This is a genomic window from Camelimonas sp. FR25 (genome assembly GCF_059740505.1).
This window is the reverse complement of sequence record NZ_JCAWFG010000075.1, coordinates 1-1,493: the sequence shown is the minus strand read 5'-3', so window position 1 is coordinate 1,493 and position 1,493 is coordinate 1. Positions and strand designations below refer to the sequence as shown.

Below are 1,493 nucleotides of genomic sequence, written 5' to 3'. Positions count from 1 at the left end.
GCCTCCAAAATCTGACAGCGTCAGTTTCGCTCCAGAGACCTCAAAGCACCAGGTTTTTCGAACCGTCCATCTGGGTTCCGCGCGCGGCCACAATGAACTGGCTGCCGGCGCAACGGCTGATTATCTGCTGATCCTGAACCCGGATGTCGTTGTCAGTCCACGGCTGTTTGAGCATATGATCGCGCCCTTTGCCGACAGCCGGGTCGGCATGGTGGAAGCCAAGCAAATTCCCTTGGAGCATCCAAAATATTACGACCCGGTCACCGGCGAAACAAGCTGGGCCGCCACCGCCTGTGCACTTCTTGACAACAGCCTGTTCCGGCAAATTGAAGGCTTTGATAGCAAGAGCTTCTTTCTTTATTGCGACGACGTCGACTATTATTGGCGTGTTCGCGAAGCGGGGTACAAAGTCATCTTTGCACCATCAGCCGTGGTGTTTCACGACAAGCGCCTGTCGGACGCGGGGCGCTGGCAACCGACGAGCGCCGAGCGCTACTACTCGGCGGAAGCCGCGCTGCTCATGGCGCACAAATGGTCCTACCACGCGCATCTCGCGCGGCTGCTGGCGTCTTTCAAGGATGGCGCCCCGGACGAACGGAAGGCCTATCAATCATTCCAGGACAGGCTAACGTCCGGGCGAGCGCCGTCGCCTCGAGATCCCGACCACAAAACAGGGACTTTCGACGGCATCAACTACACGCGCCACAGGTATGCACTGTAATGCTGAATGCAAGCGCCTCCTACGACAACGCATATGCGTCTGATAATGTTTACGGCCACGTCGTCTCACTGCTGGCGAACCACGTCGCGGCGCAGGACAATACACTGGAGCGGGATGTTCATCTCGATATAGGTTGCGGCTATGGCCGGATCGCCGAGGCCCTGACCTCACGGCTTGGCTTGCATTACGTCGGCGTGGACGGTGAGCCGCGCGGCCTGACGTCGTTGCGGGCCCGAGGTTTTGAGGCGCACGAGACCAAATTTGCCGGCAAGGCGGAACTGCTCGCGGCGCTCCGGACCATCCTCGGCGGTCGACGCCTGGCGTCCATCTCCATGCTCGACACCCTCGAGCATCTGCCCGATGGTGATGAGATCCTCAGGGCGCTGCGCGAACTGGCGCACGACTTTAGCGCGCCGGTGGTCATCACAGTGCCAAATGTCGCCCATCGCGACATCGGTTTCCGCCTCCCGCTTGGGCAGTGGGACTACACTGCGGACGGCTTGCTCGACCATACCCACACCCGATTGTTCAATCTCGCCAGCCTGAAACGGGCGCTGCGGTTCGCCGGATTGCATCCAGTCGCTTTTAATAACGTCAGGCGAACGCGCAGCGACCAGTGCTTCCCCACAACATTGCCGAGCCTCGCGACTGGAACCTCCCTGCATCAATTGCTGGATTACCGGAGGCATCAGGCGGACGACGACGCAACCGTGAACCAGTTCGTCGTCCTCACCTTGCCAGGCCCGTCGGTTGGCGATAGCGCCTATCTTGC

The 1,493-nt window shown here is 60.1% G+C and carries 2 protein-coding genes; both read left to right on the top strand.

What is annotated here, in order from left to right:
- The coding region (locus tag AC6A67_RS08850; protein WP_498036189.1) for a glycosyltransferase family protein at positions 1–721 on the top strand (721 nt) is incomplete at its 5' end.
- The coding region (locus AC6A67_RS08845; protein WP_498036188.1) for a class I SAM-dependent methyltransferase at positions 721–1,493 on the top strand (773 nt) is incomplete at its 3' end. The genes AC6A67_RS08850 and AC6A67_RS08845, both read left to right, overlap by 1 nt.